Origin of the sequence: Streptomyces sp. F63 (assembly GCF_018070345.1) — a bacterium.
GTDB lineage: Bacteria > Actinomycetota > Actinomycetes > Streptomycetales > Streptomycetaceae > Streptomyces.
The window spans coordinates 13,734-37,329 of the sequence record NZ_JAGPXX010000023.1 but is presented as its reverse complement, the minus strand read 5'-3'; the positions used below and the strand labels follow the sequence as shown (position 1 = coordinate 37,329).

Below are 23,596 nucleotides of genomic sequence, written 5' to 3'. Positions count from 1 at the left end.
GGAAGAGGAGAGGACACGGATGCTCTTTCCGCGGAAGAAGGCCGGGCTCCGGGCCAGGGCCGGGGCCGCCGCCGAGAGCGGCTTCACCGCGCTCGACAGCCGTCTGCCCCTCGCGGAGGGGGGATCGCTGCTGCGCAAGGCCTTCCCGGAGCACTGGTCCTACTTCCTCGGCGAGCTCGCGCTCTACAGCCTGGCGCTGCTGGTGCTGACCGGGTCGTATCTGACCCTCTTCTTCGACCCGGAGATGACGGAGGTCCACTACACCGGGTCCTACGAGCCGCTGCAGGGCGTCCTGATGTCCGGGGCCTACGCCTCCACCCTCGACATCAGCTTCGACATCCGCGGCGGCCTGCTGATCCGGCAGATCCACCACTGGGCGGCGCTGGTCTTCGTGGCGGCCATCGGCCTGCACATGCTGCGGATCTTCTTCACCGGTGCCTTCCGCAAGCCCCGGGAGGTCAACTGGGTCATCGGCGTGACCCTGTTCCTGCTGTCGGTCGTCGAGGGCTTCGCCGGCTACTCGCTGCCCGACGACCTCCTGTCGGGCACCGGGCTGAGGGTGGTGCAGAGCCTGCTGCTGTCGATCCCGGTGGCCGGCACGTACCTCAGCTTGTTCCTCTTCGGCGGCGAGTACCCCGGGACGGAGATCATCCCCAGGCTCTTCATCGGGCACGTCCTGTTCATCCCCGCCCTGCTCATCGTCCTGGTCGTGGTCCATCTGAGCCTGGTGGTGTATCTGAAGCACACCCAGTGGGGCGGGCCGGGGAAGACCAACCGGAACGTCGTCGGCAAGCCGTCCTTCCCCCAGTTCGCCACCACCTCCAGCGGGCTCGCGCTGACGGTCTTCGGCATCCTGACGCTCCTGGGCGGCCTGGCGCAGATCAACCCGGTGTGGAACTACGGCCCGTACCGGCCGGACCAGGTCAGCATGGCCTCCCAGCCGGACTGGTACATCGGCTTCCTGGAGGGTGCCCTGCGGCTGATGCCGCCGTTCGAGACGACGCTGTGGGGCCATACGTTCATGTGGAACGTCCTGGTGCCCACCGCGATCCTGCCCGCGCTGCTCTTCCTGGGCCTGTACCTCTATCCGTTCCTGGAGAAGTGGGTGACCGGCGACTCCGCCGAGCACCATCTCTGCGACCGCCCCCGCGACCGGCCCACACGCACCGGTCTCGGCGCCGCCGGGATCGCCTTCTACGCCGTCCTGCTGATGGCGGGCGGCAACGACGTCATCTCCCTGACCCTGGAGATCCCCCTCACCTGGCTCACGTGGATCTTCCGCTTCGCCCTCGTGCTGCTTCCGGTCCTCGTCTTCGTGCTGACCAAGCGGATCTGCCTGGGGCTGCAGGACCACGACGCCAAGCTGCTGGAGGAGGGCGAGGAGACCGGCGAGGTGCGGCAGACCGTGGAGGGCGGTCTCACCGAGGGTGCGGAACCCGTCTCCCGGGAGCAGCGCTACACCCTGCTGATGAACCGTCAGCGGACTCCCCGGCCGCTGCGCCTGGCGCCGCCCGGGGACGGCGGCCTCCCCACCCGCCGCGCCCGGCTGCGGGTGGCCCTGAGCCGCTGGTTCCACCGCGACCGGGCCCGCTGACACGACGTGCACACGACGCGCCGCAAGGAAAAGGAGCAACCCGTGGCAGAGAACACCCGCCGCCCGGTGGCCGTCGTCACCGGTGGCACCGCCGGAGTCGGCCGGGCCACGGTCCGCCGGCTGGCCGCCGACGGCTACGACGTGGCCGTCCTGGCCCGGGGCCGGGCCGGTCTGGAGGGAGCCGCCGGCGACATCCGCGCGGCGGGCCGCAGAGCGCTCGCCGTACCGGTGGACGTGGCCGACGCCGGGGCCCTGGAGGAGGCAGCCGACCGGGTGGAGCGCGAGCTCGGGCCCGTCGCCATCTGGGTCAACGCGGCCTTCAGCGGCTTCCTCGCCCGCTTCCTCGACGTCTCCGACGAGGAGTTCCGGCGGGTCACCGATGTGACGTACCACGGCCAGGTCAACGGCACCCGGGCCGCGCTCCGCCGGATGTGCCCCCGCGACCGGGGCGTGGTCGTCAACGTCGGCTCCGCCATGAGCGCCCGCAGCATCCCGCTGCAGAGCTCCTACTGCGGGGCCAAGCACGCCATCGTGGGGTTCACCGAGTCGGTGCGCACGGAGCTGCGGGCGGACGGCAGCCGGGTGCGGGTCTGCACGGTCCAGCTCCCGGGGCTCAACACCCCCCAGTTCACCTGGGTGCTCAACCGGATGCCCGGGCGGCCCCGGCCGGTGCCGCCGGTGTACCAGCCGGAGACGGCCGCGCGGATGATCGCGTATGTCGCGCGGCATCCGCGCCGCGACGCCTGGACCGGCGTCTCCACGGCGTACACGATTCTCGGCAACCGGCTCGCCCCCCGGTTCGTGGACTGGTACCTGGCCCGTACGGGCATCGACAGCCAGCAGACCGGCGAGGAGACACCGGACCGGCCGGCCAACCTCTTCCGCCCCGGCGACGACGAGACGGACGCCGGGGCCCGGGGTCCCTTCGGCGACGAGGCCCGCGAGCACGACACCCTGGGCTGGCTCGGCCGGCACCGCAAGGGCCTCGCCGGTGCCGGCGGCGGCGCCCTGCTGACCGCCGCCGGCCTGGCGGCCCTGCGCCGCCGCACGGCGGCCTGAGACGGCGGGCGGGGAAACCACCGGCCGTACCCACCCGGCCGTCAGCCGCCGTGCTGCGCCAGCTTGACCGCCGTCTCCAGGAACAGGGCGTGCACGAACGCCTGGGGCAGATTGCCGCGCAACTGGCGCTGGGTGACGTCGTACTCCTCGGCGAAGAGGCCCGCCGGACCGCAGGCTGCGCGGCTCCGCTCGAACCAGCGGGCGGCCTCGGCCGGCCGCCCGTCGGCCAGGCAGGCCCCCGACATCAGGAAACCGCAGAGCAGGAAGGCGCCCTCGGCCTGCCCGAGCGGCCGCTCCCCGTGGCGGAAGCGGAAGACGTAGCCGTCCCGGGTCAGCTGCCGCTCCACCTCCCGGCGGGTCGGGGCGAGGCCCGGATCGTCCGCCGGCCAGTCGCCCCGGACCAGCGGGCGCAGCAGCGCGGCGTCGGGCCGGGGGTCCTCCGCCGTGCGCCGCCAGCCGCCGGAGGGGCGCCGGCAGCGGCGCTCGGTCTCGCGCAGGATGGCATCGGCCAGGTCCCTCCAGCGGGGGGCGGCCGGGTGCCGGAGCTCCCGCGCGGCGGCGCGCAGCCCCATGACGGCGGCCAGCCGGGAGTGGGTCCACCAGGCCGTTTCCAGCTCCCAGATGCCGCTGTCCGGCCGCTGCCAGTGCTCCTCGACGGACCGTACGGCGATCTCCACGGCGCGCACGCCGTCCCGGTCCAGCCGGCCGTGGCGCGCCGCGGCCGCCAGCAGGTCCAGGGCCTCGCCGAAGACGTCGAGCTGGAACTGGTGGCCGGCGCTGTTGCCCACGCGGCGGCCCCCGCCCGGATAGCCGCGCAGCGGCAGGGTGCGCTCGGCGGGGACCGGCCCCCCGTCCACGGCATAGGCCGGGCGCAGGCCGGGGCCGTCGGCGAGGACGCGTTCCGTGATGAACCGCACGTGCCGGTCGGCGGACGGCCCCGCCCCGTGTCCGGCGATCGCGATGCCCGCGTAGCACTGGTCGCGGATCCAGGCGTACCGGTAGTCGTAGTTGCGGCCGCTCTCGGCGCGTTCCGGGAGGGAGGCCGTCGCGGCCGCCACCATGCCCCCCGACGCGCTGGTGAGACCGTGCAGCACGGCGTACGCGTGCCGGGCGTCGCGGGGGGCGGCGGTGTCCTCGCAGTCCGGGACGGAGCGGGCCCACTCGGCCTCGGTGTCCGCCCACAGCCGGCCGGGGTCCGGTGCCGGCCCGGGCTCGGATTCGGCGAGTTCCAGGACGAGGTCGTGGGTGCCGCCCTCCGGAACGGTGATCCGGGTCATGAGGGCTCCGCCGGGCTCCGGCGCGGCGTCCGGCACGCCGGACAGCCGCAGCCGGAGCGGTCCGCTGCGGGCGTGCCACTCCCCCGCCCGGAGACGCGCGTCGCGCATCGGGTGGGTGCCGAACCCGGCCCGGACGTCGAGCCGGACGCGGACCCGGGCATCGCCGCTGACGGCCCGGATCCGGCGCAGCAGGACGGCCCGCCCCGGCTCGGCCGGCATGGCCAGCGCCTCGCGGCACTCGGTGATCACGCCGCCGCTCTGCACCCACCGGCTGACGCGGATCAGGGTGCCGTCCTCGTAGGAGCCCCCCCAGACGTTCCACGGGTCCTCCGGGGTGACGGCGAATCCGCCGGGGCCGCCCATCAGTCCGGAGAACACCGCGTCGCTGTGCCAGCGAGGCGCGCACATCCAGGCGATGTCGCCGCGGGGGCCGATGAGGGCGCCCCGCTCGCCGTCCGCGAGCAGGGCGTACTCCCGCAGCACCCAGGGCGCGCCGGTCTCCGTCACGGGTCTCCCGTCATCCGCCGTCCCGCCCCGGCAGCCGCTCCGCGTACTCGGTGAGCTTCTGCCGTACGCCGCGCCTGACGATGCCGGTCCGCTCGGGGTCGTGGACGGCGGCCTCCGCCGCCTTCTTGCCCTGTTCGAGCATGATGTGCGGCGGGATCGGCGCGATCTCCGCGTCGACCTTGAACTCCAGCACGACGGGGCCGCCCGCGGAGAGCGCCTCGTCCCAGGCGCTGCCGATCTTCTTCGGTGACTCGCAGCGGATGCCGCGCAGGCCGAGGAGTTCGGCGTAGGCCGCGTAGGGCACGTCCGGGAGGGTCTGGGAGCCGGGGTACTTGGGGTCCCCGCCCATGGCCCGCTGTTCCCAGGTGACCTGGTTGAGGTCCTGGTTGTTGAAGACGCAGAAGACGAACGGCGGGCCGCCCGCGAGCCGGTCCAGATAGCGCTTGACGGTGATCATCTCGTTCATGCCGTTCATCTGGAACGCGCCGTCCCCGACGAAGGCGATCACCGGCCGGTCCGGGTGGGCGAAGCGGGCGGCGATCGCGTACGGCACCCCGGGCCCCATGGTGGCGAGGGTTCCGGAGAGCGAGGCGCGCATGCCGTCGCGCAGCCTCAGGTGACGGGCCCACCAGTTGGTTCCCGACCCGGAGTCCGCGGTGACGATGGCGTTGTCCGGGAGCCGGGGGGACAGTTCGCCGGCGACGGCCTGCGGGTTGATGGTGCCGTCGAAGTGCTGTCCGGCGCGCTTGTCGCAGATCCGGTTCCACTCCCGGACGTTCTTCTCGATCTCCGCCCGCCAGTCCCGGTTCTCCTTCCGCTTGAGCAGCGGAATGAGGGCCCGGAGGGTCTCCTTGGCGTCGCCGACGAGGTGGGCCTCCATCGGGTAGCGGATGCCGATCATGCGCCCGTCGATGTCGATCTCCACCCCGCGGGCCTGTCCCTCGTCGGGCAGCCACTCCGAGTAGGGGAAGCTGCTGCCGACCATCAGCAGGGTGTCGCAGTTCTGGATCATCTCGTCGCTGGCCTTGCTGCCGAGCAGGCCGATGGGGCCGGTGACCCAGGGCAGGTCGTCGGGGAGGACGTCCCGGCCCAGCAGCGCCTTGGCGACCCCCGCGCCGAGGAGTTCGGCGGTCTCGGTCACCTCGCCCTCGGCGCCGGCCGCGCCCTGCCCGATCAGCATCGCCACCTTCTCGCCCTCGTTGAGGACGGCGGCGGCGCGGCGCAGTTCGTCCTCGTCGGGCAGCATCCGGGACGGGCTCCAGCCGACGCTGGAGAAGACCGAGCCGTGCGCCTTGGGCGGCGAGGGCTGGGCGTCGGCCTCCTGGATGTCCTCGGGGATGATGACCGTGGCGACGCCGCGGGTGGTGAGGGCGGTCTTGAAGGCCCGGTCGAGGACGTGCCGGGCCTGCCCGGGGTGCACCACCATCTGGCAGTACTCGGAGACGTCCGCGAAGAGCTGTTCGAGGGCGATCTCCTGCTGGTAGTGGGAGCCGAGGCAGAGGGTCTTCTGCTGGCCGACGATCGCGACCACCGGTTTGTGGTCGAGCTTGGCGTCGTACAGGCCGTTCAGCAGGTGGATGGCCCCCGGACCGGAGGTGGCCGCGCAGCAGCCGACCTCGCCGGTGAACTTGGCGTGGCCGACGGCCATGAACGCGGCCATCTCCTCGTGCCGGGTCTGGATGAACTCCGGTTCTCCCTCGGCGCGGTCGAAGGCGCCGAGCAGGCCGTTGATCCCGTCGCCGGGATAGCCGTAGACCCGCTGGACACCCCATTCGGTCAGTCGGTTGAGTACGTAGTCGGCGACCTGGCTCATCGGTTCTCCTGTGGTCTGGCGGCGGGCCGCGAGGGAGGGTCAGCTGCTCTTGCCGCGTCCGGTGAGGGCGTCACGGGCGCGGTCGACGAGTCCCGTCCCCGGGGCGAGCAGCTTGTTGGCGGGGGGTGTGGACGGGGCGGACGGGTGCGGCCGGGTGGGGGCGGTCTGCTTGGCCTGGCGGACCTTCTCGCCGAGCCGGTCCAGCTCCTCGGCGTCCGCGGCCGCGCGCAGCCGGGGGAAAAGGGTGGTCTCCTCGTCCTCGACGTGCAGGCGGATCTCCCGCATCAGGGTGGTGACGAGGCGGTCGAAGTCGGGGTCGTCCGCCTCCAGGCTCTCCAGCTGCTTCATGGTCCGCTCGGCGGAGGAGTGGTCCTCGATCTCCTTGTCGGCGATGGAGTCGCCGTCCGGCAGGTACTGGCGCACCGCGGGGTAGAGGTGCATCTCCTCGGCGACGGAGTGCCGGACCAGCTCGATGACGGCCTCGTCGGCGAGCTCCTTGCGCCGGGCGTCGCCCGGGGGCAGTGCCTCGATCCGGCCGAAGATCTCGTCGGCCTCGCGGTGGTCGGTGGTCAGTTCGTCGATGACGTTCCCGCCGTGTCCCATACCGGTCTCTCCTTCTGGCTGTCATCACGCGGTCGTCTCGCGTTCCCGGCCGGTGCCGGGTCCGCTCCGCGTACCCAGGCCCGCCGGGGCCTAACGCCCGTGCGGGGAACACCGGGAGGCCGGAGGCCTGGCGCCGTTCAGCCGGCCGGGGCGCTGCCGTCCGTCCCGGCCGGCGCGGTGCCGTCCCGTTCGGCGGGGGCGGCGTCCTCCGCCGTGCGGGTCCGTACGGGCCGGGTGTGGACGTAGAGTTCACGCCGCCCGGGCGTGGTGGTGCGGCGCTCCGGCAGCGGCAGGTGGTAGCGGACCGGGCGGGCGTGGTCGGCGAGTTGGCGGTCGGCGTTGTAGACCTTGCCGAACTTCCACAGCATGCGGGCGAAGTTGGTCTGGCCGCGGGCGAGGTTGCGGCCGAGGACGCCCAGCGCGCCGAGCGCCGTGCGCAGGCCGAGGTGCTTGCGGTTGATGACGGCCTGGGTGCGGACGAGTTCGCGGTAGAAGGCGTCCAGCGGGAGGGTGGTGGGGACGACGGCGTGCTGGATGTCGAAGAGCCGGTAGTCGCGGGTGGTGAGCTGCCGCGCCTCGGTGTGCCACACCTCGGTGCCGGGGTACGGGGTCATCACGGTGAGGTGCACGATCTCCGGCACGGACAGCGCGAACTCCCGTACCACGCGGAAGCGTTCGGCGTCCCAGGCGGGGTCCACGATGAGGTTGATGGCCACGGTGATGCCGAGCTTGCGGGCCCGCTCCAGGGCGCGGAAGTTGTCGTCGGGGCTGACGCGCTTGCGGTAGAGGTCCAGCCCCTCGGCGTCGATCGCCTCCATGCCGAGGAACATGTACTTCAGTCCCAGCCGCCGCCAGCGAGCGAAGACCTCCTCGTTGCGCAGCAGGACATCGCTGCGGGTCTCCAGGTAGTAGCGCTTGCGGACCCGGCGGCGTTCGAGCTGGGCCGCGATGGCGTCGCCGTGCTCGGGGCGGATGAAGGCGACGTCGTCGACGATGAAGACGTTCGGCTCCCGGATGGAGGCCATCTCCTCGGCCGCGCCCTCGGGGGACGCCTTGCGGTAGCTGCGCCCGTAGAAGGTCCAGGCGGAGCAGAAGGAGCAGTCCCAGGGGCAGCCGCGGGTGAACTCGATGGAGGCACAGGGATCGAGCTCGCCGATGAAGTACCGGCTCCGGTTCCGCATCAGGTCCCGGGCCGGGCGGGGCTCGTCGAGGCTGTCGAGGAGCTGTGGTGCCGGGCCGCGTCCCGCGGTGGAGACGAGGCCCGGCACGCTCGTCAGCCCGCCGTCGCGGACGGCGGCCATGAGCGGGGCCATGGCCGGTTCGCCCTCCCCGCGCACGACGGCGTCGACGGCTCCGTCCGCCTGCTCCAGCACGTGGCCGGCGATGAACGAGACGCTGTGCCCGCCGAAGAAGACGAAGCAGTGCGGGAGCACCGTCTTGGTCATCCGCGCGATCTCGATGGCCTCGGGGATGTTGGCGAGGTAGTTCAGGCCGATGCCGAGGACCTCGGGCGCGTAGGAGACCAGTTCGCGGTCGAGCAGGTCGCGGGAGAGCACCTGGAGGTCCACGACGCGCACCTCGTGCCCGGCGTCGCGGATCGCGGCGGCGACCCGTTCGAGCCCGAGCGGCTCCAGCCGCAGGAAGAGCTCCGAGTACATCAGGGCGCTCGGGTGGACGAGCATTACGCGCATGTCATGTCTTTCACCGGCGGAGCGGGGATCTCGGCGCGCCCCGCCGGGGTGAGCGCGGCGGGACCGGGACGGACGAAGGCGGCGCGCAGCGCGTGGTACGGGTCGGTGTCGGAGAAGAAGGCGCGGCGCATCCGCTCCTGCTCCTCCTCCCGGTGGGCGCGCAGTGGCCGGATCTCCTCGGCGCGTTCCCGGGCGGGCTTCTTGTCGGCGATCCGCGCGCTCAGCCCCGGGTCGCCGGCCAGCTCGGCCGCCATCCGGACCACTTCACCGCCGAACTCCTTCGGCGCGCAGTCCAGGACGCGGTCGGCGAGCCCCGTCCGCCGGGCCCCGGCCGCGCCGACCGGCAGGCCCTCGGCCATGAGGGCGGCGGCGCGGTCGGCGCCGGCCCGCCGGGGCAGGGTGTACGTCCAGAACGCGGAGCCGTGGAGCCCCATGCGCCCGTAGTGCGGGTTGAGGACCGAGCCGGAGCGGCACCACACCTCGTCGGCCGCCAGGGCCAGCATCGCGCCGCCCGCCGCGGCATTGCCGCCGACGGCGGCCACCACCAGCCGGTCGGTGGTGGTGAGCACGGCCTCCACCAGGTCGTTGAGCGCGGTGAGATTGGCCCAGGACTCCTTCGCCGGGTCGTCCGCGCCCTCGATGACGTGGAGGTGCAGGCCGGTGGAGAAGAAGTCCCGGGCGCCGCCGAGGACGATGACGGAGGTGGGGCGGTTGCGGGCGAAGCGGAAGGCGGCGAGGAGCCGCCGGCAGTGGGAGGTGCTCATCGCGCCGCCCGGGAAGGAGAACCGCAGGTGGCCGACCGGGCCGCGCTCCGCGTACTGGATGTCGGTCCAGGTGCGGCGCTGGGCGGGGAGCCGCAGCGGCGCGTGGACCTCGGGGAGGTCCGGGAGGAAGCCGCCGAGCGCCAGGGTGGCGGGGCGCCGGACGGCCGCCGGTGCGCCGGGCCGCCGCTTGGGACGGAGTTCGGGGATCCACACGGCACCGTCGGTGGTGGCGCGGCAGATGGCGCCGGCGCGGGTGGCGAGCAGATGGCCGGGGCGGCCGGCGAGCCGGTCCTCGGGGTGGCCGCCGTGCAGGAACCACTCGCCGCCCAGGAGTTCGTCCAGGACGCCGGGGCGGGAGTCCGCGCCGCGCAGTTTGGCGAGCACGGTGGCGGTGGAGTCCCGCTCCCAGTCGATGCGGCGGAGTTCCTGCGTGAAGGGGGGACGGCGGACGACCCGGGTCTCCAGGGACGCCTGCGGTACGGGGCGGTGCGTTCCCGAGGCCCATCTCGCGACGGCGAGCAGCACCGCCTCGGCGGCCGCGTCGGCGATCTCACCGCGCAGGAAGTCCCCCTTGCCGGCCGCGGGGACCTCGCAGGGGACCGAGGCCCAGATGTCGCCCTCGTCCGGCTCCCCCGCCGCCTGCAGAACGGTGACGCCCCACCGGTCGGCGCCTTCCCGCAGCGCCCAGTCCAGCGGGGACGGACCGAGGTCGCCCGGCGGCGCGGTGCGGACGAGCAGGCAGGTGTGGGCGGAGCGGATGTCTTCGGGGAGCGGCGGGGCCGGGTCCGGCGCGATGACGAGCTGGGGGGCGCAGCGGCGCACGGCGCGGCGTACGGCTTCGTCACCGTCGGGTGCCAGCCGTTCCACCGTGTGGCCCTGTTCCAGGAGCTCGGTGAACAGCCTCTGCGCCAGGCTGTTGAACGCGCTCGCGACCAGCAGAATCTTCATGACGCCTCCTGATGCCCGGTTCTGGGCGGACGTCCGGGGGCGGACGGCCGTGACGGACCGCACGATCCTGACCCGGAGGAGGCTCCGGGCGGCGGCGACCCGGCGGACGCGGCGGGAAGTGCGTCCGCTCGGGGGAACGGCGGGGGCCGATCCGCGGGGCGCGGTGTTCCGGCAGGCCGGCGGGCGGCGCGGGGACGGGCGGGCGCGGGGCGGTACGGCCGGTCCCTCCCGGGGCACGACGGCGTCCGGGGCCCGCCGTGCCGTGCACGGCGGGCCCCGGGGGGAGCGCGGGGAGGGCGGGGAGGGCGGCGGTCAGGGGCCGCCCTCCTTCTTCTGGCGGCGGACCGCCTCGTAGTCGCCGGAGGCCGGTGCGGCGCCCCGGGGCGGCGGGTCCTCCGCGACGGGCGGCCGCCACGCCGCGTGCTCCTTCTCGCCGGGCTGCACGCCGGGCACCGGCCCCTCGGCGATCTCCGGCTGCTGTTCGTCGCTGCCGGCGACGTTGGGCGTGTCGGCCTTGCCGATCGGGAGATCTCCCCGGGCCGCGGCGCCGTCCTGCTCCGGCGTCGCCTCGGGGCGGATGTGCTGCTCCTCGCGCCGCTCCGCGTCCGCGCGCTGCCGGTCCTCCACGGAGTCCGGGGAAGCGGCATCGGGCTGTCGGTCGTCCATCGTTCGCCTCCTGGCACGTGGTGGGCGGGCTGCCACCCGCGTACCCGGGGAGAACCGGTCGTAACGGCCGGACGCAGGTCAGGAGGTGGGCGAGGCCCGCCAGAAGCGGTGGACGATCTCCCGGAAACCGGTGTGCCCGGGGCCCAGGGCGGCGTGCCGGGCCGCCCACTCGTAGACGGCGCCGGCCTCGTCGGCGGCACCGGAGGAATGGGTGCAGCTGGTGCACTCGACCTCGTACACGGCGGGCGGGGCCTCGGGGGCCGGCTCCCTGCGCAGCACCCAGTCGGCGTGGCGGTGGATGGTCTCCGCGCTCATACGGAACCTCTCTGCTGCGGATACGCGCTGTGGGCCGCGCCCTCGGCCGCTTCTCGGGGGGTGGCCGGTCGGACGTCCTGGGGGGCCGCTTCCCACTCGCGGCCGCCCTCGGGGCGCCGCAGGTACATGCGGCCGCCTTGGGTGTCCATGACGACTCCTACCCGCCCCTGCCTGGCGTCCAGGGCGAGCTCGCCGATGGCGCAGCTCGAAGCGGGCTTGCGGTTGCTGCTGACGCTCACCACTCCTCTGTGCTCCGCCGGTCGGTCTCCGCGCGCCGGCGACGGCCTGCTAGGGGCGTGCTCGGACACGGCCGCGCCGCCGGCGTCCCCCGCCCGCCTTCCCCGGCGAGCGGCGCGGCCGTGTCCGGTCTCACTATCGCCGGAGTCGCACAGTCACTGCAAGTACATCTGCAAGAACACTTGCAATTGCATTCCGGGCCGACTTCAGTACGGGGTGACGGTAGGTCACGCCCGTGCCCGGAAAATCAAGAGAAGAGGCGAATGGTGCAACAGCAGTACGAGAACGGTGTGTCGGCGGCGCGGCTGGTCGGGGTGGCGTGGCAGAAGAGCCGCCACAGCAACCCCAGCGGCAACTGCGTGGAACTGGCCAGGCTTCCGGGAGGCGGCATCGCCCTGCGCAACTCCCGCGACCCGGAGGGACCGGCCCTCGTCTACACGCTCGACGAGATCGCCGTGTTCCTCCTCGGCGCCAAGGACGGCGAGTTCGACGGTATGGTCGGCGAGAAGTGACGACCCGCCGCGCAGTGACGCTCTGTTGCTGTACGAGACGGGCCCCGTGGTGGAACACTGGGCACTCGCCCATTCGCTCAGGGGAGCCAGCATGACCGCCGCTCGGCCGGGCCTTGAACCATCGATAAGGCGCTTTCTCGAGCATCCGCAGGGTGGACCGACCGTCCTGCGGATCGTCCTCGGCACACAACTGCGCAAGCTGCGCGAGGCGCGGGGTGTCTCCGTGAAGGCCGCCGCCGACGCGATCCGGGGCTCCCACGCGAAGATCAGCCGGCTGGAGCTGGGGCGGGTCGGCTGCAAGGAACGCGACGTCGCCGATCTCCTGACGCTCTACAACGTCACGGACGAGAACGAGCGACAGGACTTCCTCGCCCTCGCCCGCCGGGCCACCGAGCCCGGCTGGTGGCACCAGTACAGCGACATCCTGCCCGGCTGGTTCGAGACCCACCTCGGCCTGGAAGAGGCCGCCTCCGTCATCCGCACGTACGAGAACCAGTTCGTACCCGGCCTGTTGCAGACGGAAGGGTACGCACGCGCCGTCACCCATCTCGGGCACCCGCGTGCCGCCGCCTCGGAGATCGAGCGCCGCGTCCGGCTGCGGATGACCCGTCAGGAGCTGCTGCACCGGCCGGGCGCGCCCCGGCTGTGGGCGGTGCTCGACGAGGCCGCGCTGCGCAGACCGCTCGGCGGCAACGCCGTGATGCGGGAGCAGATCGAACACCTCATCGACATGTCGCGGCAGCCCAACATCGTGCTGCAGGTGGCCCCGTTCAGCATCGGCGGCGTCTCCGCCGCGGGCGGCCCCATCACGATTCTGCGGTTCCTGGAGCCGGACCTGCCGGACATCGTGTACCTGGAGCAGCTGACCAGCGCCCTGTACCTGGACAAGCAGGAGGACCTGGACAACTACCTGGCCGTCATGGACCGGCTGTGCGCCGAGGCGGACCAGCCCAGCAGCACGGTGCCCTTCCTGGAGAAGATCCTGGCGGAGCTCGGCTGATTCCGGCTCCCCACGGGTGGGCGACCCGCGGGGACGGGCCGGCGCACGGCAGGGCCTGGGCGTACGCGCCGAGGCCCTGCCGTGCGTCCGGACCGGATCCGGGAGCCCGGTGGGGATCAGCCCCGGGCGCCGATGTCGCCGGCGCCCGCCGCTCCCCCGGTGCCCCCGGCCGGTCCCGTCGTCTCGCCGCGCGCACCGGCCGTCTCGCCGCGCGCACCGGCCGCGCGGAGACGCGGGGGTGCGGCGGGGCCGGGCGGCGTCCCCTCCGCGGACAGCCGGGCGGCGGACCGGCGGGCCCAGGCGGTGAGCCCGGCCGCGTCGACGCCGAACGGCGGCGCGGCGGCATAGGGCTCGATGCCGTCGGCCGCCCGCCCCAGCAGGGCCACCGCCCCCTTGATGTTGCCGCGGGCCGCGTGGGTCATGCCGACCGCCAGCTGCGCCATGGCGCGCCACAGCGGCCGTTCGGGGCGCTCCCCGGCCGCCTTCCAGGCGTCCTCCAGCACCTCGTGGGCGTGGAAGGGCTTGCCCTCGTCGAGGAGCCGCTGCGCCTCCTCCAGGGTCCGGCGGGGGGTGCGGAGGACCCCTTCGGGCTGGCGCTCGACGCCCGGTGCGCCGTAGGGCAGGGGCCTGCCGAGCCCGTCGCGCGGGCGGGCGTTGCGCGCACGGCCCTCCGCGTCGCGGTCGCGGTCGTCCCCCGCGCCCCCGCCGCCCCCGCCCCCGCCGCCGCGGGACGGGTCCGGGAGCCGGGCCGGCGCGCCGGTGCGGGCGCGGCCGGGCGTGCCGCAGTTCTCGCAGACGGCGGGATCGGGTCCCTCGCGCATGCGGCCGCACTCGTCACAGACCCGGTCGAGCCAGCACGCCGGGTCTCCGCCCTCCTGCTGTCGTTCAGTCTCCATCCGCCGATGGTGCACCCTTCCGGCCGGTACGGCTCCACCCGGGTCCCGGTCCGGCCCGTGGGGCGGCCGGACGCGCGGACGACGGCGCGGGGCGGCGACACGGCGGCGGGGCGCACGTCCCGGAGCGCGGCCCCGCGGAAGCGGTTCGCGGCGCTGGGCGGCTCACACCTCCGCCGGCCCGCTGCGGGGCGGTGTGCGGCCGCGGCGCCGAACGGGAAGGTCCCGGCCAGGACGGGGGGACCTGACCGGGACCGTACGGGGAGCGCCGTCCCCGCGCCCGCCTCGCGGCGAGCGGAACCGTGTTCCTGCCGGCCGACGGCGCTCCACATAGTTTAACAACGAATCAGTAGTGCTCTTCTCCCCCATCGGCACCGGGGGCGCCGCGAGCGGGGCCGGGCTCCCGGCGGCGCGGGCGGGACGGCGCGCCGCCGCCCGCTCAGTCGCGCGGGGTGATGCGCAGCCGGATCTCCATCTCCTGGTCGCCGGAAGCGCTGCCCTTGTCCTCCGCGTGGAAGCACTCCTCCAGGGCCTCCCGCACCTTTCCGACGGCCTGGTAGCCGCCGGAGAGGTCCGCGATCACGGCACCCCCCAGCGGGCCGCCGTCCACATGCCCGCCCGACCGGGCCACGTCCACCGTCGTCGACCACACCGTGGGGCGGCCGTCCACCGCGCCGGCCCCGTGGCCGGCCGGTTCGACGACGAGCGGGAACGCCCGGCCGAGGGCGGCGAACACCGCCTGCGCGTCGTCCCGGGCACAGTCGGTGAGCTGGACGCTGACATGGGTCGGCCTCTGCTCGGTACTCATCGGCGGCGCTCCTCTGCCCGTCGGGATGTGCTTGCTGCGGGCCCTCACCACGAACCGTAGGAGACGCGGGGCGCCGGTGCGCGCGGACGCCGCCCGACCCGCAGGGGCCGTGCCGCGTGCTCCACCGGTTCGGATCAGCCGGGCGGCACGCGCGCGGCCCTCTCCCCGCGTGCCCCGTTCCCCGTGGCGTATCCCCCGCGCGCCGCCCCCGGGTTCGGGGCTCCCGCCCCGGCCCCGGCGGTCCGCGGCGGGGCTGGACCGGTACGGCGAACTCGCGCGGCGCGGCTCGCGCGCCACCGGGTGCCGGACGCCGCCTGTGATACCGATTTCCCGCGAGCCCCCGGCCGATCCGCACCGCGGCGGGGTCCGCGCCCCCGGCCTCCTGGAACCCGCTCCGCAGGGAGCCCGACGAAGGGCAGTTCCCCCCGATGACCGGACACCATCTCCTCGTACACGACGGCACGTTCGCCGCGGTGAACGACTCCGGCGACATCACGGAGGCGCGCGGCGCCTCACCCGACGGGCTGTTCGCCCGGGACGGGCGCCACCTCAGCCGCTGGCGGCTCACTCTGGAGGGCGCGGCCCCGGAGGTCCTCGTCCCCGCCCGGCAGGCCGGGCCCGACCGGCCGCTGGCCGCCGTCCTCACCCCGCCGGGCAGCCGCGCGGAGCCGCCCTCGTACACGGTCTTCCGCGAACAGGCCGTCGCCGAACGGTCGTTGCTGGAGCTGCTGCGGGTGACGAGCAACCGCCCCGCGCGCACCGTCGCACGGATCGCGCTCACCGTGGACGCCGACTTCGCCGACCAGTTCGAGCTGCGCTTCGAGAACCGCGTCTACGAGAAGCCGGGCGCGGTCCGCTCCGCGCTGGAGCGCCCCGACGGCGTGGAGTTCGGCTACGAGCGGGTGGCGCCCTCCGGTGAGCCCTCCTGGCACTCCCGGACCGTGGTGCGCGCGGTGCCCTCGCCGGAGGCGGTGGCCCGGCCCGGGGAGGGCACCGCGCGGATCCTGGAGTGGCGGACGGAGCTCCCGCCGCACGGGGAGGCCGAGATCCTCGTCCAGGCCTGCGCACTGCCCTCCGGCACGACCCCCTCCTCTCCCCCGCACATCCGCCCGCCGGGCGACGCGCTGGCACGGGTCGCCGCCGACAACGCGTCCTTCGCCGGCGCCTATCCGCGGCCCCGCGACGTCATCGGCTGGACCGAACTGGCCCGCGCCTGTGAGCAGGGGCTGGCCGATCTGGCCGGGCTCCGGGCCCCCGCGACCGGTCCGGACGGCGAGCCGCTGCGGGTGCCCGCCGCGGGCATCCCCTGGTATCTGGCCCTGGTCGGCCGGGACGCCCTGCTGACCTCGCTCTTCGCCCTGCCGTACCGGCCCGGGCTCGCCGCCGCGACCCTGCCGGCGCTCGCCGCCGCGCAGGGCGGGACCTACGACCCCGAGCGGCAGGAGCAGCCCGGCCGGATCGTGCACGAGCTGCGCCACGGTGAACTGTCCTGCTTCCGGCAGGTGCCGTACGGGCGCTACTACGGGGCCGTCGACTCCACCCCGCTGTTCCTCGTCCTGCTGCACGCCTACACCGAGCGCACCGCGGACACCGGCCTCGCCGTGGTGCTGGAGAAGCCGGCGCGGTCGGCGGTCGAGTGGATGTTCCGCGACGGCGGGCTGTCCGGGCTCGGCTGGCTCGCCTGCGCGGCGCCCGGGGGTGTGGACGGCACCGCCGCGGCCGGCCGGAGCTGGAAGGACACCCCCGGCGCGCTCTGCTTCGGCCGGGGGGTGCGGACGAAGGGCCCGGTGGCGGTGGCCGAGGTGCAGGGGTACGCCTACGACGCGCTGGTCCGCACGGCAGCCCTGGCGCGCACCGTCTGGGAGGACCCCGGCTTCGCCGGGCGCCTGGAGACGGCGGCGGCCGCGCTGCGCGAGCGGTTCCACCAGGAGTTCTGGATGGACGGGAAGGACTTCCCGGCGCAGGCGGTGGACTCGGCGGGGCGGCGGGCCGAGGCCCTCGGCTCGGAGGCGGGGCACCTGCTGTGGTCGGGGATCCTGGACCGGGAGCACGGCAAGGCGGTCGGGCGGCGCCTGCTGGAGCCGGACTTCTTCAGTGGCTGGGGCATCCGGACGCTGGCGTCGGACCAGTCCGCGTACCACCCGCTGTCCCACCACAAGGGTGCGGTGCGGCCGCACGACAACGCGCTGGCCGTCCTGGGACTCGCGCAGTACGGGCTGACGGAACAGGTGCTCCAGGTGACCCGGGGGCTGGTGGACGCCGCGGCCGCCCACGGCTGGCGGCTGCCGGAGGTCATGGCGGGATACGACCGGGGGGACCAGCCGGCACCGGTGCCGTACCCGCACTCCTGCCGGCCGCAGGCCTGGGCCGCCGCCACTCCGCTGGCCCTGCTGACCGCGGTCAAGGGACAGGTGGGCTGAGGACGGCCGGCGGCACCTCAGCCGCATCACCCGTATGGCCCAACGTCCGGCAGAAAGCCCGTCCCGTATCCGCCCACGGACATGCCGGTGTGGAGATGCGGTACGGGGAGGGCCGCCGGGCTGCGGTCGCAGGGGTGTGCGAAGCGGGGCGCAATGGAGAAGAGCACGTCTGCTCGTCCCGCAATCGCACGGAAGGAGTACGCAGCGATGACTGCACCGCACGGCACGGGCCCGCAGGAACTGGCCGGCCGCCCGCTGTACGACAAGGACGGCCAGAAGGTCGGATCGGTCCAGCAGGTGTACCTGGACGACGCCTCCGGCGAACCGGAGTGGATCACGGTGCGCACCGGCATGTTCGGCACCAAGGAGACCTTCGTGCCGCTGGGCGGGGCGCAGGTCTCCGCCGACCGGCTGCAGGTCCCGTACGGCAAGGACGACATCAAGGAGGCGCCGCGCATCGACGCGGGCGGCCACCTGGATCCCGCCGAGGAGGAGAACCTCTACCGGCACTACGACCTGAGCGTGTCCGGCGACCGTCCTGGACGGCGCCCCGAGGACACCGCGGGCAGCCCGAGGACCACCGGGCCCGGGCGTTCCGCCGGCACGCCGGCCCAGGCCGGAGCCCCGGCGCCCGCCACCCGCGAGCGCGAGACCGCCCGCGTCCGCGGCACGCCCGAGGTCACGCGTTCCGAGGAGCGCGCGTACGTCGACACCGAGCAGCACGAGAGCGGACGCGCCCGGCTGCGCAAGCACGTGGTCACCGAGGACGTGCACACCACGGTCCCGGTCAGCCACGAGGAGGTCCGGGTCACCCGGGAGCCTCTCAGCCCCGAGGAGCGCGGCCGTTCCTCGGCCTCCCCGATCGAGGAGGAGCAGGTGGAGATCACCCTCCACGAGGAGCGCCCCGTGGTCCGCAAGGAGACCGTGCCCGTCGAACGGGTCCGGCTGGAGGCCGAGAAGGTCACCGACGAGGAAGAGGTGAGCACCAAGATCCGCAAGGAGCAGATCGATTACGACAGCGGCCGGGGGAAGGACACCGCGGAAGGGCCGGAACAGCCCGGTCGCGGCGGCCGCGGCGATCGTTTCTCCTAGGACCTCCGTCCGGGTCCCGGACGGGCCCGGACGCCGCCCGCCGTCTGCCCGGAGGCAGACGGCCGGAGACGCCGGTCCCGGTGGCGGACCGGACCGCGCACCGGGCCCGCCGCTTCCGGACGGTCCCGCGCCGCCGCCCGGCGGCCCGGCGCGGGCCCGTCCCTCCCCGTGCCGCCCGGTGCCGCCGCGTCCCTCCCCGTGCCGCCCCGTGCCGCCGCGTCGCCGCTGCTCCGCGCGCCGTCCGGCCGGGCCGCGCGCCGCATGACCGCGGCTCGCGCGGGCACCCGGGCGGCGTGGGGGGAAGACCGGGGGACGGACACACCATGGAAGGAGCCGGTGCCGTGACCACGCCACACGACCCTGCGGTGGATCCCGAGGACGAGGGCATCCCCGACCTGCAGGACGGCACCCCTCAGCAGGAGCGGGCGTCCGACCCGCAGCAGATGCCGGTGCCGGGCGACCAGCCGACGTTCGCCGAGTTCCGCGAGACGACCCCGAACGAGGTGCGCGAGGGCGAGACGCTCGACGAGCGGCTGTCCGACGAGGTGCCGGAACCCGACCCGGCGGAGCTCGCCGAGCCGCGCGGGGCCGTCGCCTGGGAGGACCCGGAGGCCGACTACCGGGCGCTGGACGAGGACGAGAACGGCGAGGAGGACCCGCGCGCGGGCCTGCTCTACGACGAACCCGACCCCGACCGCCCCCGCGAGCAGGACGTGTACTCGCAGGAGGGCTCGACGCACGGGCTCTCGGCGGAGGAGGACGCGGTGCACATCGTCGACGACGACCGCATCTGAGCTCCGGTCCGGGGCCTTCCGCGGAGCTCCGGTCCTGCCTCTGCCCCGGAGCGGCCGGGCCCCGCGTCCGCTCCGGGGCAGGGGCATGGGCACGGCCCCAGGAGGTTGACGGCGACGAGGTTGACGGCGACGAGGCCGTTGCGGCCCGCGCCGGTCACCACGGCGTCGCCGGGCCCGGCCGCCCCGCGGTGCTCCCGGCGCCACGGCGGCACGGCGGGGCGTCACGTGCGTTCCCCCGGACCGGTGGCGAACTCGCGGACCGGGGGCGAACTCGCGGGCGCGGCAGCCGCCGCAGCGCAGTGCGGCGGCGGCAGCGGCGGACTCCTCGATGGTCTCCTCCGCCGAGCGCCGGGGCTGTCAGCCGAGTGTCAGCCGAGTTGCCGAGTTCGGTGCGGGCGCGCGCGGTGTGCCAGTCCATCAGCGGCATGCGCAGCACGGCTCGGCCTCCACAGGAGCCCGTCCGGGGTGCGGAGGAGGCGGAACCGCCGGGCGGCGGCCGCCGCGGTCAGCACGGGCCGGGCGGGCACGCCGGACCGGGCGGCCCGCTGCCGGTCCCGGGCGGCCCGGTCCGTCGCCCGGGGGGCCGGTGCGCCTCCGTCACTCCTCGTCCTCGTCGTCCCGTTCGCCTTCCGCCTGGGAGGGCGTGGTGCGCGGTGTCATCTCGTGCTGCTGCTCGAGCGGGTCGTCGTCCCGGTCGCCCTCGGCCTGGGAGGGGGTGGTGTAGGTGTCGCTCATCGTCCGGTCTCCTTCCGTTCGCCGGCCCGGATGCCCGAGGCCGGTGGGGGACGCCGTGGCGGCCGGGGCTCCGGCGGGGCCGGCGGTCCGGTCCGGTGGCGGTGTGCCCCTGGGTGCAGGTGCCCCGAAACGGCGGTTTCACGACGGCCGCCCGGCCGGCCGGCCGCCCGTCGTCCGCCGCCGCCCGCCCCTCAAACCGCGGGTGCCGCGGCGGCCGGGGGCCGGTCCCCGCCGCCGGGCGGCGGGCTCGCCGCGCGGTCGGGCAGCGCCGCCAGGGCCGCCAGGACCTCTTCGGCCGAGATGCGCAGCAGCCGCTCGTCGGGCCGCCGCCCGTGGGCGTCGCCGGGCCGGGCGCCGGGGCCGTCGGGGTGCCACAGCACCCGGTGGCGCGGGTCGGCCGGCGGGCCCCACAGCCGCGGGGCGACGGGACCGAACAGCACGACGGACGGGGTGCCCAGCGCCGTCGCCAGGTGTGCCAGGCCGGTGTCGCCGACGACGACCGCGCGGGCCCGCGCCACGAGCGCGGCCAGGTCCGGGAACGGCACGTCGGCGTCGCCGCCCAGCACGGCGGAGGCGGGCAGTCCCGCGCGGGCCGCGACCGAGCGGGCGAGCGCTCCCTCGCCCGCTCCGGCGGTGACGACCACGCGCTGCCCGGCCTCGCGCAGGGCGCGCGCCACGGCCCCGTACCGGTCGGCGGGCCAGCAGCGCGCGCCGGCGTCCGCGCCGGGGTGGAGGACCACGGCCCCGGGCGCCGGCGAGGGTCTGCCGGGGAGGGGGATCCGCAGGTCGTCCGGGTCGGCGGGGATGCCGTACCACTCCAGGAGCCGGCACCAGCGGGCGCGTTCGTGTTCGTCGTCCCGCCATTCCGGCCCGCCGGCGGTGCCGGGGTGCGCGTACGCCATCAGCCGGCCCGGGTTCAGGGCCTGCAGCGGCCGGTGGCTGGCGGGTCCGTTGCCGTGCAGGTCGACGGCGATGCCGGGGGGCGGGCCCGTCCACGCGAGACGTTCGGGCACCGTGCGCCCGGGCGCGGCGGCGGGCAGCAGGCGGTCGACGGCGCCGGTGGCGAAGGCGGCCTCGGCGAGCCGGGCCGGCGCGGCGAGCACCAGTTCGTGCGCCGGGTGGGCGCGACGCAGGGCGCGCAGGGCGGGCACGGCCGTCAGCAGGTCCCCGAGTCCCAGGGCACGCAGCACCAGCAGGGACGGGGTGCCGGGCGGTGCGGTGATGTCGATGATGTCGCGGGAGGTCATCCGGCGGCTCCCGGGGATGAGGGCGCGAGTGCGGCGCGCCGTGCGATCTCGGTGGTGGAGCGGCCGTCCAGGTAGGGCAGGACGAGGGCCTGCCCGCCCCACCCGCGCAGGACGGGCGCCTCGGGGAGTGCCTCGACGCTGTAGTCCCCGCCCTTGACCCAGAGGTCGGGGCGCAGGGCGCGCAGCAGTTCCTCGGGTGTGTCCTCGTCGAACACGGCCACCGCGTCCACGCAGCCCAGCCCGGCCAGGACGCGGACCCGGTCGGCCTGGTGGTTGAGCGGCCGTCCGGGGCCCTTGAGGCGGCGGACGGAGTCGTCGGAGTTGACGCAGACGATGAGGCAGTCGCCGACGCGCCGGGCGTTCTCCAGCAGACCGACGTGCCCGGCGTGCAGCAGGTCGAAGCAGCCGCCGGTGGCGACGACGGTGCCGCCGCGGGCGCGTACGGACTCGGCGAGCGCGAACGGGTCGTCCGGACCGCCGGGCCGGTGGGCGGCGGCCGGGCGGCCGCGCCAGAGCGCGGGGTTTCCGGCGCCGCCGGCGGCGACGAACCCGGCGGCCTCGGCGACCGCGCGCTGCACGGCCTCCTCGGGAAGGGCGCCGTCGGCCAGCGCGGCGGCGGCCGCCGCCGCGAAGCGGTCGCCGGCCCCGCACGGGTCGCCGCCGGAGGTCTGCGGTGCCGGGACGAGCATCGGGCTGTCGCTGCCGGGGCGGGTCAGCAGGGCTCCGCGGGCGCCGAGCGTGACGGCCACCGTGGCGGCCCGCCAGCGTTCGGCGAGACGGGCGCCGCGAAGACCGTGGGTGCGGAGGGAGTCGCCGCCGGGGGCCGTGGCGGTGCGGCCGGTGGTGGCGTGTCCGGTCACGGTGTACCCGGTGGTCTCGCGGCCGGCCGTGCTCCCGGCGGCGGGGTCGGCGGAGTCCGGGCCGGTGTCCGGGCCGTCCGTGCCGTCACCTCGCGGGCGGTGAGCCGCGGCTGTACGCCCGTCCGGGCCGGGACCCGGCGCCCCGCCGGGCGCCAGGGCGCGGGCCTCGGCGGCGTCGGGGGTGGCCGGCCGGGCGCCGGGCACCGGCTCGTCCCCGCCGTCCGCACCGGCTTCCGTACCGTTGACCGCGTTGCCCTGGAGCGCGGTTGGCAGTGCGCCACCCGGGCCGGGGTCCGCCCCGCCGGGCGCCAGGGCGCGGGCCTCGGCGGCGTTGGGGGTGGCCAGCCGGGCGCCGGGCACCGGCTCGTCCCCGCGCGGATGCGGGTCCCACACCAGCGGTACGCGCCGCGCGGCCTCGGCGAGGTACGGCCGCAGGGCGGTGGCCGTGCCGCGCCCGTAGTCGGCGACGAGGACCGCGCCCGCCGCGCGCAGCGCGGCCCGTGCGGCGTCATCCGGCTCGCCCGGGCTGCCGCCGCCCCGGTCGATGCGGACCAGCGGACGGCCGTCGGCGCGAATCCGGATCTTCTCGGGGAGGGTGCCGTGCAGCGGCAGTTCGACGAGCCGCACGCGCGGGGCGAGCGCGGCACGGACGGTGCGGCTCGCCGGATCGTCGCCGAGGGCCGTGACGAGCACGACCTCGCGCCCGTCCGCCGCGGCGAGGACGGCGGCCAGTCCGGCGCCGCCGGGGCGGCTGCGGTCGTCGGCGACGTCCACGACGGGCGCGGGAGCGTCGGGCGCCAGCCGCTCGGCGGTGCCGTCGATGTCCCGGTCGAGCAGGACGTCACCGACGACGACGAGAGGGGGACGGTGGTTCATGATCACCTCGCAGCTGGGCTGTGCGGGTCCGGCGCGGCGGGGGGCGCCGCTCCGGGTGGGGTCCGGCCGGCCGCGGCGCCGCGGGCGGCGGCCCTCACGCGATGTCCCGCCAGGGGTGGACGGCCGCGGTCCGCACGCCGTTCACGTGTCCGTTCACGTGTCCGTTCGCGTGTCCGTTCGCGTGTCCGTTCCGGGCGGCGCGGGACGCGGGGTCCGGGTCGGCGGGCACCCCGGCCGCGGCCGCGGTCGCCGGCACCGCCGCGGCCGAGTCGAAGGCCGCGCACAGCAGGTGCAGCGCCACCAGGTGGGCCTCCTGCACGGTGGCGGTGGTGTCCGCGTCGATGCACAGTGTCTCGTCGGCCCGGGACGCGAGGGGGTTGGGCCGGGGGCCGGTCATCGCCCACACCCGGAGTCCGGCGGCGCGGGCGGTGCCGGCGGCGGCGAGCAGATTGGAGCTGCGCCCGGACGTCGACATGAGGACGAGGACGTCGCCCGGCCGTCCGTGCGCGGCGACCTGGCGCGCGTACAGCTCGTCGAAGCCGTAGTCGTTGCCGATGGCGGTGACGGTGGACGTCTCGGCGTGCAGGGCGATCGCCGAGTACGCCGGTCGTTCCCGCTGGAAGCGGCCGACGAGTTCCGCGGTGAGGTGCTGGGCCTGTGCGGCGCTGCCGCCGTTGCCCGCGGCGAGCAGCCGGCCGCCCACGGGGAGGACGGCGGCGAGGTGTTCGCCCCAGGCGGTGATCAGGCCGAGGTCCCGGTCGCGGAGGCGGCCGAGGGCGTCCTGGAGCGACTGGCAGTGCTCGTGTGCTGCGCGCAGCGTGTCCGTCATGCGTTCGTCCTCCCAGAGGAACAAGAGTTCGGTGGCGCGGCCGTGGGGGCGGCGCG

At 75.4% G+C, this 23,596-nt stretch carries 21 protein-coding genes; 7 read left to right on the top strand and 14 right to left on the bottom strand.

Translation table 11 applies throughout. The features are described 5' to 3' along the window. Positions 1-19: 19 nt before the first annotated feature. Together KBZ10_RS21045 and KBZ10_RS21040 are read left to right on the top strand one after the other, a co-directional pair. Positions 20-1,594, top strand: a complete 1,575-nt coding sequence (locus KBZ10_RS21045; RefSeq protein WP_210989236.1) for a ubiquinol-cytochrome c reductase cytochrome b subunit — start codon at positions 20-22, stop codon at positions 1,592-1,594. Positions 1,595-1,636: 42 nt separating this feature from the next. After that, positions 1,637-2,653, top strand: coding sequence for an SDR family oxidoreductase (locus KBZ10_RS21040; protein WP_210989235.1), 1,017 nt, complete (start codon positions 1,637-1,639; stop codon positions 2,651-2,653). 41 nt (positions 2,654-2,694) lie between these two features. Here the strand turns inward: KBZ10_RS21040 and KBZ10_RS21035 are convergent, their stop codons facing one another. The 8 genes from KBZ10_RS21035 to KBZ10_RS21000 form a co-directional block, all read right to left on the bottom strand. After that, complete coding sequence (locus tag KBZ10_RS21035) at positions 2,695-4,437, bottom strand: glycoside hydrolase family 15 protein (RefSeq protein WP_307847536.1); 1,743 nt, start codon at positions 4,435-4,437, stop codon at positions 2,695-2,697. 10 nt (positions 4,438-4,447) lie between these two features. After that, positions 4,448-6,250 (bottom strand): thiamine pyrophosphate-requiring protein, encoded by a 1,803-nt coding sequence (locus KBZ10_RS21030; RefSeq protein WP_210989234.1) that lies wholly within the window; start codon positions 6,248-6,250, stop codon positions 4,448-4,450. 39 nt (positions 6,251-6,289) lie between these two features. Beyond that, complete coding sequence (locus tag KBZ10_RS21025; protein ID WP_210989233.1) at positions 6,290-6,853, bottom strand: hemerythrin domain-containing protein; 564 nt, start codon at positions 6,851-6,853, stop codon at positions 6,290-6,292. A gap of 137 nt (positions 6,854-6,990) precedes the next feature. Beyond that, on the bottom strand, positions 6,991-8,544 hold the full coding sequence (gene hpnR, locus KBZ10_RS21020) for a hopanoid C-3 methylase HpnR (RefSeq protein WP_210989232.1): 1,554 nt from the start codon (positions 8,542-8,544) through the stop codon (positions 6,991-6,993). Continuing rightward, entirely contained in the window at positions 8,535-10,256 is a 1,722-nt protein-coding gene (locus KBZ10_RS21015) for an enoyl-CoA hydratase-related protein (protein ID WP_210989231.1), read from the bottom strand. The genes hpnR and KBZ10_RS21015 overlap by 10 nt, the downstream gene beginning before the upstream one ends. A 312-nt stretch (positions 10,257-10,568) precedes the next feature. Continuing rightward, on the bottom strand, positions 10,569-10,922 hold the full coding sequence (locus tag KBZ10_RS21010) for a hypothetical protein (protein WP_210989230.1): 354 nt from the start codon (positions 10,920-10,922) through the stop codon (positions 10,569-10,571). A gap of 78 nt (positions 10,923-11,000) precedes the next feature. Next, entirely contained in the window at positions 11,001-11,237 is a 237-nt protein-coding gene (locus tag KBZ10_RS21005; RefSeq protein ID WP_210989229.1) for a hypothetical protein, read from the bottom strand. Then, complete coding sequence (locus KBZ10_RS21000; RefSeq protein ID WP_158711015.1) at positions 11,234-11,476, bottom strand: hypothetical protein; 243 nt, start codon at positions 11,474-11,476, stop codon at positions 11,234-11,236. The genes KBZ10_RS21005 and KBZ10_RS21000 overlap by 4 nt, the downstream gene beginning before the upstream one ends. Positions 11,477-11,737: 261 nt before the next feature. On the opposite strand from KBZ10_RS21000, the gene KBZ10_RS20995 reads away from it, so the two are divergent. Together KBZ10_RS20995 and KBZ10_RS20990 are read left to right on the top strand one after the other, a co-directional pair. Further along, positions 11,738-11,986, top strand: a complete 249-nt coding sequence (locus KBZ10_RS20995) for a DUF397 domain-containing protein (RefSeq protein ID WP_210989228.1) — start codon at positions 11,738-11,740, stop codon at positions 11,984-11,986. A gap of 91 nt (positions 11,987-12,077) precedes the next feature. Next, complete coding sequence (locus tag KBZ10_RS20990) at positions 12,078-12,986, top strand: helix-turn-helix transcriptional regulator (RefSeq protein ID WP_210989227.1); 909 nt, start codon at positions 12,078-12,080, stop codon at positions 12,984-12,986. A 116-nt stretch (positions 12,987-13,102) separates the two neighbouring features. Here the strand turns inward: KBZ10_RS20990 and KBZ10_RS20985 are convergent, their stop codons facing one another. Both KBZ10_RS20985 and KBZ10_RS20980 read right to left on the bottom strand, forming a co-directional pair. Further along, complete coding sequence (locus KBZ10_RS20985; protein ID WP_307847535.1) at positions 13,103-13,882, bottom strand: DUF309 domain-containing protein; 780 nt, start codon at positions 13,880-13,882, stop codon at positions 13,103-13,105. Between the two features lie 436 nt (positions 13,883-14,318). After that, entirely contained in the window at positions 14,319-14,687 is a 369-nt protein-coding gene (locus tag KBZ10_RS20980) for a hypothetical protein (RefSeq protein ID WP_210989226.1), read from the bottom strand. A gap of 428 nt (positions 14,688-15,115) precedes the next feature. On the opposite strand from KBZ10_RS20980, the gene KBZ10_RS20975 reads away from it, so the two are divergent. The 3 genes from KBZ10_RS20975 to KBZ10_RS20965 all read left to right on the top strand — a co-directional run bounded on the left by KBZ10_RS20975 (position 15,116) and on the right by KBZ10_RS20965 (position 18,993). Continuing rightward, complete coding sequence (locus KBZ10_RS20975) at positions 15,116-17,107, top strand: glycogen debranching N-terminal domain-containing protein (protein ID WP_210989225.1); 1,992 nt, start codon at positions 15,116-15,118, stop codon at positions 17,105-17,107. A 207-nt stretch (positions 17,108-17,314) separates the two neighbouring features. Then, complete coding sequence (locus KBZ10_RS20970) at positions 17,315-18,199, top strand: DUF2382 domain-containing protein (protein ID WP_210989224.1); 885 nt, start codon at positions 17,315-17,317, stop codon at positions 18,197-18,199. Positions 18,200-18,540: 341 nt separating this feature from the next. Then, complete coding sequence (locus tag KBZ10_RS20965) at positions 18,541-18,993, top strand: DUF5709 domain-containing protein (RefSeq protein WP_210989223.1); 453 nt, start codon at positions 18,541-18,543, stop codon at positions 18,991-18,993. Positions 18,994-19,590: 597 nt separating this feature from the next. Here KBZ10_RS20965 and KBZ10_RS20960 read toward each other — a convergent pair. The 4 genes from KBZ10_RS20960 to KBZ10_RS20945 all read right to left on the bottom strand — a co-directional run bounded on the left by KBZ10_RS20960 (position 19,591) and on the right by KBZ10_RS20945 (position 23,540). Continuing rightward, positions 19,591-19,728, bottom strand: coding sequence for a hypothetical protein (locus KBZ10_RS20960; protein WP_167466201.1), 138 nt, complete (start codon positions 19,726-19,728; stop codon positions 19,591-19,593). A gap of 191 nt (positions 19,729-19,919) precedes the next feature. After that, positions 19,920-20,975, bottom strand: a complete 1,056-nt coding sequence (locus KBZ10_RS20955) for a glycosyltransferase family 9 protein (protein ID WP_210989222.1) — start codon at positions 20,973-20,975, stop codon at positions 19,920-19,922. Beyond that, complete coding sequence (rfaE2, locus tag KBZ10_RS20950) at positions 20,972-22,711, bottom strand: D-glycero-beta-D-manno-heptose 1-phosphate adenylyltransferase (protein ID WP_210989221.1); 1,740 nt, start codon at positions 22,709-22,711, stop codon at positions 20,972-20,974. Before rfaE2 ends, KBZ10_RS20955 begins: the two co-directional genes overlap by 4 nt. A gap of 94 nt (positions 22,712-22,805) precedes the next feature. Further along, positions 22,806-23,540: an SIS domain-containing protein gene (locus KBZ10_RS20945; protein ID WP_210989220.1), complete on the bottom strand. Its 735-nt coding sequence runs from the start codon at positions 23,538-23,540 to the stop codon at positions 22,806-22,808. Between the last annotated feature and the right edge of the window lie 56 nt (positions 23,541-23,596).